Here is a 6,378-nt window from a genome sequence, read left to right on the forward strand (position 1 = left end):
TAAAAGGAGAAATAGCATTTTAGAGTAATTAATTCTATTGCAATTTCTCCTTTGCAAATTACTAGAAATTCATTTTTAAGTTCTCAAAGTACCTGAAACTTGAAACAAATAAAAACAAAATAAACAAAAATAAAAGATGTCTAAACAATTCTCATCATTAGGAATTTCAGCACCAATTTTAAAAGCATTAAGCGAATTGAACATTGTTGAACCAACAGAAATCCAGCAAAAAACAATTCCGTTACTTTTAGCAGAAGCTCACGATGTGGTTGGTTTAGCCAAAACCGGAACCGGTAAAACAGCAGCTTTTGGATTGCCTTTGTTACAATTGATTAATACAGAGTCTCCTATAGTTCAGGCTGTCATTTTGGTTCCAACAAGAGAACTTGGACAACAAATATTTAGAAATTTAGAGGATTTTGGAAAACACATTCCAAACATATCTATCGCTTCAACTTGTGGCGGAATTCCAATAAAACCACAAATCGAGCGGTTGACTCAGCCAACCCATATTGTAGTAGCAACACCGGGACGTTTGATCGATTTAATTCAGCGCAAAGCTATTGATCTAAAACAAACCGACTATTTAGTATTAGATGAAGCTGATGAAATGGTTTCCATTCTTAAAGAAAGTTTAGACGAAATTGTTGCCGAACTTCCTAAAAAGCACCGTACTTTATTGTTCTCAGCTACTTTGCCTGGAACAATCAAGCAGTTGATTCAGAACTATTTAAATAAAAATGTAGTTCAGGTTAGCGCAAATATGGAAACTGCAGGTAATCAAGGAATTGATCATGAATATATTGTAGTAGATCCAATTGAAAAACTGGATGTTTTAATGCATTTTTTAAATTCACGAGAAGGTGAACGCGGTATTATTTTTTGTAAAACCAAAGCTGCAGTCAATAAATTGGCGAAGAATTTAGCAATCAATCGTTTTTCTTCAGGAGCGCTTCATGGTAGTCTATCACAGGGAATTCGAGACAGAATTATGGAGCAGTTTCGTGAAGGACATATCAACATATTAGTCGCTACCGACTTGGCCGCAAGAGGAATTGATGTAAAAGAAATCTCTTATGTGGTAAACTATCATTTACCTGATACTTATGAAAATTATGTTCACCGTAGCGGAAGAACAGCAAGAGCAGGGGCAAAAGGACTTTCATTAACTGTTTTACAAGAGGAAGAAGTAGTCGAAATTCCTGAATTTGAAAATGAACTGGGAATTAAATTCACTAAATTTCAAAAGCCTTCGGTAGCAAGTCTTGAAGAGAACAATACTCTTTTATGGGCGAAACAAATCTTTAAAACAAAACCGAATCATGATATTTCAACAGATTTGAAAACTAAAGTAAAAACTGTTTTTCATCATTTAACTAAGGATGAATTGATTGAAAAATTGTTAGCAAATTATGTTCTGCAGAACAAAGTTGAAGTGGCTGAAAAACCTGTTAAAAAATTCAAAAAGTAGTATTCTGGGCAATTTACTTTGCTAATTTATGTTGTATATTTATAAGGTAATTTTAGTATAATCTTACTTAATAAACAGCGTATATGAAGATAGTAATTATAGGAGGTGGTTTTGCAGGAATCAATCTTGCAAAAGAATTGGTTAACCATCCTCAAATACATGTAACACTTGTAGATAAGAATAATTATAACTTTTTCCCACCACTTATATATCAGGTTGCAACTGCATTTTTAGAACCCTCAAGCATCAGTTATCCTTTTAGAAAATTCTTTGCCGGAAAAAAAAATCTGCAATTTCGTTTAGGCGAATTGCTTTCTGTTGTTCCGGCTGAGAATAAAATTATCTTAAATAATGGAGAATTAACATACGATCATTTGGTTTTTGCAACCGGTGCAGAAACGAGTTATTTTGGAATGGAAAACGTTATGAAAAACGCTATTCCGATGAAAACTTTAAACGATGCCATCGAAATGCGTAACGCACTGCTAAAAAACCTTGAAAAAGCAGCAATTACCAAAGATATTCGCAAACGACGCAAATTGTTAACCATTGTGGTAGCAGGAGGCGGACCAACAGGAGTGGAGGTATCTGGAATGTTTGCCGAAATGCGAAAGAGTATTTTGCTAAAAGAATATCCGGAATTGGAAACATCTGCGAGTAATGTTTATTTAGTCGATGGGGGAGACGCACTCCTCTCGCCTATGAGTAAAGCTTCTCAGGAAGACACTCTGGATGCACTTACTAAATTAGGAGTTGTAGTTAAACTTCATACTCGTGTTACAGACTATATTGATGATACCGTTCATTTCGCTAACGGCGAGACCATTAAAACAAAAAATCTGATCTGGGCTGCCGGAGTTTCTGCTAAAATTTTTGAAGGAATCCCAGCAGAAAGCTATGGCCGTGGAAAACGAATGGCGACAGATGAATACAATAAAGTCAATGGACTCGTAAATATTTATGCTATTGGTGACACAGCCATCACAGCCGGTGATAAAAATTTCCCTGACGGACATCCGCAAGTTGCTCAGGTTGCCATTCAGCAAGGTTTAAATCTGGCTAAAAACTTTAAAGCATTAGTTCAAAACAAACCTTTGAAACCTTTTGCTTACAATGACAAAGGTTCCATGGCAATTATAGGAAAAAACAAAGCCGTAGTTGATTTACCAAGTCCAAAATGGCATTTTAAAGGTTTTTTTGCCTGGGTTATCTGGCTGTTTATCCATTTAATATCTTTAATTACTTATAGAAACAGATTAAATACATTCTGGAACTGGATGGTCGCGTATTTTGCAAGAGATCAGTCTTTGAGAATGATTATCAGACCTGATAAAAGATCTTAGAAAATAAATCCCAATCATTTAAATTTCAAATTCCAAAAAGAAAAAAGATACAAACTATATTATAATTAAGAAGCCAGAATCGTAATAGAATCTGGCTTTTTTATGCTCAATGAAATACTCACAATTCTTTGGAATTTGAAATTTAAATGATTGGAGTTTAATAATCTTTAGTGACCAATCACAACATCATCATCCTTAGAAACTTTTACTTTTTGTTTTATAAAACGCTTACCAATATTTAAAACAATAAAAGCTGTAATGGTAGTTGTTGTCATAATGGCCACCATTGGCGCAACAGAATTCTTTACAAAAATTCCAACAGCAAATGAAGCCAAAGCTCCTAAACCAAGCTGAATAGCACCCATTAGAGCCGAGGCACTTCCCGTATTTTTAGCAAAAGGAGCCAAAGTAAGACCTGCAGTGTTTGGGTTTGAAATTCCCAGACAAGCCAGGAATAAAAATAACATTCCAATAGTTTCATACAATCCTAAAAGGTCATTTAAAGCCAAAATAAGGAAAATAATACTAATGACAGACTGTGAAATCAACGCACCAAAAATCATTTGTTCGCTGGAATATTTCTTCAGTAAGGCCGAATTTAACTGACTTGAACCAATAAAACTAACCGACATAAAAGCAAAAATCCAGCCGTAAGTTTTAGCATCAACGTTATAAATATCCATAAAAACTATAGGTGAGGCCGCAACGTATGAAAATAAACCCGAAAAAGCGATAGCCCCTGTAAAGGCGTAAGTGTAGAACTGAGGTTCTTTAAGCACTTTTAAAAAGTTGGTAATAATCGGCTTTGGTTTTAACGATATTGACGTATCCGGTTTGTAGGTGTCAGGTAAACCAATTTGAGACGCTATAAGAATTGCAATTCCCATGCACATCAAAATAAAAAACACAGTATGCCAGCCGTAATCTTCTGTAACATAACCACCAATTGTTGGCGCCAGCATAGGAGAAAGCCCAACGACAAGCATTAATAAAGAGAATACTTTCGGAATATCTTTTACAGGAAACAAATCCCGAACCATGGCTACAGAAGCTACTGTTGCTGCACAACTTCCGATAGCCTGAACAAATCGCAAAAGAATAAAGGAGTCAATGTCAGTTACATAAATACAGCCTAAAGAAGCCAAAATATAGATCATCAAACCTATAAATAAAGGCTTTTTTCTTCCAAAACGATCTAATAATGGTCCGTAAAGTAATTGTCCGGCCGAAATTCCAATAAAATAACTCGATAAACTCATCGAAACTTTGGCGACTGAAGTATGTAAATCCTTTGCTATACCTGAGAAACCAGGCAGATACATATCAATTGAAAAAGGGCCAAGTGCTGTTAAAGAACCTAAGATAAGGATGAGCTTAATGTATTTTTTTGTTGTCATTTTCTTAAAAAATTGCTTTTCATTTTTTGCAAAGGTAAAGATTTCATATCTTGTAGTGTGATTTAAACCTTTTTTAATAAAAGTTTGGGTGTATTACGCATAAATAGATTGCCAAAAATCATTTTAATACTAATCTTTAAAATTTTAAATTATGAGAAATTACATTTTATTATTTACACTTATCTTTACCACAATTTCATTTGCACAAACAATTACTTCTAAAAAAGAAGACGCATCTCCGGAGCAATATGCTCTGCTGCAAAAGGTCAATCAGTATTATCCGGATATTACGTTAAGTAAAACGGTTACTAATTTTTACGCCGACGGTAATATCATTGACACGCATCAGGAATTTGATTTGACAACTTCTAAATTTTCAAGTTATAAAATTGGACTTGAACCAGACAATAAAAAATTATTGTTTGAGTATGTTTCTGACGCAACCGGAAAAGTTTATGGTGACGTTACCATTTTTAAAGGAAATGCACTGAGAACAACTTTTTCAGAAAAGAACAATGAAATAAATGTTGCTCTAAACGGAAAATCGGTTTATTTGAAAAAATTAAAATAATTTTTCAAATACGGGAAATATGGAGCACCACATATTTTGTGGTGCTTTTTTTCGTTTATATTTGATTGATAAATTTTACCTATTTTAAAACTCATGAAAAAAATTCTTCTATTATTGATTCTCGTAAGCTTTCAATCGTATGCGCAGGCCAATAAATTTACCGGAACCTGGAGCACTGAAAATTGTAAAACTTGCAGCAAGGAATATGTACTGAAATTAAACCTGGCGCAATCCAATAACAAAATATTCGGAACGGCTGAAATTACAAGCAGTAACGAAAAATTTGTTAGCGGTGTCATGGAGGTTGATGGTAGTGTATATGCACTTGGTGAGAAAGCTCAAATTAGCATCAAAGGCAAAGACGGTTCGGCAAGTGCGGTTTTATTTGTAAAGGAAGATCTTTTACAATTTGCCAAAAGAGGTGGTGATGATTTAGTTCCTAAAGAAACAGTTCTAACGAAATTGTATGAGTAGAAAAAGATAATACTTAACGCATTTACCACATAGAAACATAGATTTTATGTCTCAAAAAAGGCGTTTCACTTATTTAAAACACACAGAGACTACTATGTGTAAGAAACATGTTTCTTGTAATACTCTTTTATAGACATCGAATCTATGTTTCTATGTGTTTAAAAATAATTACGCGCAACAGGAATATCTAGTATTATTTCTCTCTAATCAATTTCTCCAATTTGTCAATCATTTCTTTTTGCTGTTCAAGCATACGCTCGTAAAGCTCTACCATTTTATCTAAGGGATTAAATGTACACTGTATATTTTCAGCAGTTGCATTAGCAATTGATCCTTCATGAAAAGTATTCGAAATAATGTTAATTGCCATATCTTCGTCAAAATTTTCAATAGCTTCAGTAGGTACTTTCAGGATTTTGGATACTTGTTCTAAGATATTCTTTTCTATAGACTCTTTTTGTTCCAAAAGAGAGATTTTCTTTTGGTTCCAGTCTTCGCCCAGTTCATAGGCAAGTATTTCTTGCTTTATTCCAAGCATTTCACGAAAACGCTTAATATTTCTTCCTTGGTGTATTTTCTTGTCTATCATATGGCTTCTGTCATAAATGTCAAATATAGGATTTTTACTTAAAATATTTATAGGGTAGTAGCAAATGTTATTTTAAAATTATTCTAAATTGAAGAATAAAGCACGTAAATACAGAATTGATTAAGCACGAGATAAACTTGCTATAAAAAGTTTTCTTTTTTAAATCAACTTGTTTACGGTTTTCCGTAATGATTTGCTATTTGAATAAATTATATTAGCGCACAACCAAAAAGAAATTAAGCTATGATCCGATTATTTTTAGAAATTGCAAAACCAATTACTGAAACAGCAGTAAATAATTCAAAAGATACTTTAGAAATTTTAAGTAAGGTAAATGATTTTTACGATTCTGCATGGAGTAAACTTATTTTTCTATTAACAACTTTAGTAGCAATACTTGGAGTTTTTCTTCCGTATGCAGTTCAATACTTTCAAAGCAAGATTTTAAAGGCAAATGAAAAAGAACTTGAAAATAAAATAATTGATGGGATTGAAAAAGCTAAAACAACTATAGAACAAAAAATTCTTTCTGA

Annotated in this window: 7 protein-coding genes; 5 read left to right on the plus strand and 2 right to left on the minus strand. The window is 33.3% G+C overall.

From position 1 onward, the window contains the following. The first annotated feature begins 136 nt into the window (after nucleotides 1-136). Nucleotides 137-1,471: a DEAD/DEAH box helicase gene (locus FLA105534_RS20135; protein ID WP_173967876.1), complete on the plus strand. Its 1,335-nt coding sequence runs from the start codon at nucleotides 137-139 to the stop codon at nucleotides 1,469-1,471. A gap of 83 nt (nucleotides 1,472-1,554) precedes the next feature. Next, nucleotides 1,555-2,814 (plus strand): NAD(P)/FAD-dependent oxidoreductase, encoded by a 1,260-nt coding sequence (locus tag FLA105534_RS20140; protein ID WP_173967877.1) that lies wholly within the window; start codon nucleotides 1,555-1,557, stop codon nucleotides 2,812-2,814. Nucleotides 2,815-2,981: 167 nt separating this feature from the next. On the opposite strand, the gene FLA105534_RS20145 is transcribed toward FLA105534_RS20140, so the two are convergent. Then, nucleotides 2,982-4,211, minus strand: a complete 1,230-nt coding sequence (locus FLA105534_RS20145; protein WP_173967878.1) for a multidrug effflux MFS transporter — start codon at nucleotides 4,209-4,211, stop codon at nucleotides 2,982-2,984. 151 nt (nucleotides 4,212-4,362) lie between these two features. On the opposite strand from FLA105534_RS20145, the gene FLA105534_RS20150 reads away from it, so the two are divergent. Together FLA105534_RS20150 and FLA105534_RS20155 are read left to right on the plus strand one after the other, a co-directional pair. Continuing rightward, on the plus strand, nucleotides 4,363-4,782 hold the full coding sequence (locus FLA105534_RS20150; RefSeq protein ID WP_173967879.1) for a hypothetical protein: 420 nt from the start codon (nucleotides 4,363-4,365) through the stop codon (nucleotides 4,780-4,782). A gap of 93 nt (nucleotides 4,783-4,875) precedes the next feature. Continuing rightward, nucleotides 4,876-5,256 carry a hypothetical protein gene (locus FLA105534_RS20155; RefSeq protein WP_173967880.1) on the plus strand — a complete coding sequence of 127 codons (381 nt, stop codon included), beginning with the start codon at nucleotides 4,876-4,878 and terminating at the stop codon, nucleotides 5,254-5,256. 193 nt (nucleotides 5,257-5,449) lie between these two features. Here the strand turns inward: FLA105534_RS20155 and FLA105534_RS20160 are convergent, their stop codons facing one another. After that, on the minus strand, nucleotides 5,450-5,845 hold the full coding sequence (locus FLA105534_RS20160; RefSeq protein ID WP_173967881.1) for a helix-turn-helix domain-containing protein: 396 nt from the start codon (nucleotides 5,843-5,845) through the stop codon (nucleotides 5,450-5,452). Nucleotides 5,846-6,088: 243 nt separating this feature from the next. Between FLA105534_RS20160 and FLA105534_RS20165 the strand changes: the two genes are divergently transcribed. Continuing rightward, the coding region (locus tag FLA105534_RS20165; protein ID WP_173967882.1) for a hypothetical protein at nucleotides 6,089-6,378 on the plus strand (290 nt) is incomplete at its 3' end.

Source organism: Flavobacterium collinsii (genome assembly GCF_902804485.1).
In the GTDB taxonomy this organism is placed as follows: domain Bacteria; phylum Bacteroidota; class Bacteroidia; order Flavobacteriales; family Flavobacteriaceae; genus Flavobacterium; species Flavobacterium collinsii.

Excerpts from the sequence above, each read along its gene's own strand:
- FLA105534_RS20160 (WP_173967881.1), bottom strand. The coding sequence starts at position 5,845 with ATGATAGACAAGAAAATACACCAAGGAAGAAATATTAAGCGTTTTCGT.
- FLA105534_RS20145 (WP_173967878.1), bottom strand. The coding sequence starts at position 4,211 with ATGACAACAAAAAAATACATTAAGCTCATCCTTATCTTAGGTTCTTTA.
- FLA105534_RS20150 (WP_173967879.1), top strand. The coding sequence starts at position 4,363 with ATGAGAAATTACATTTTATTATTTACACTTATCTTTACCACAATTTCA.
- FLA105534_RS20155 (WP_173967880.1), top strand. The coding sequence starts at position 4,876 with ATGAAAAAAATTCTTCTATTATTGATTCTCGTAAGCTTTCAATCGTAT.
- FLA105534_RS20135 (WP_173967876.1), top strand. The coding sequence starts at position 137 with ATGTCTAAACAATTCTCATCATTAGGAATTTCAGCACCAATTTTAAAA.
- FLA105534_RS20140 (WP_173967877.1), top strand. The coding sequence starts at position 1,555 with ATGAAGATAGTAATTATAGGAGGTGGTTTTGCAGGAATCAATCTTGCA.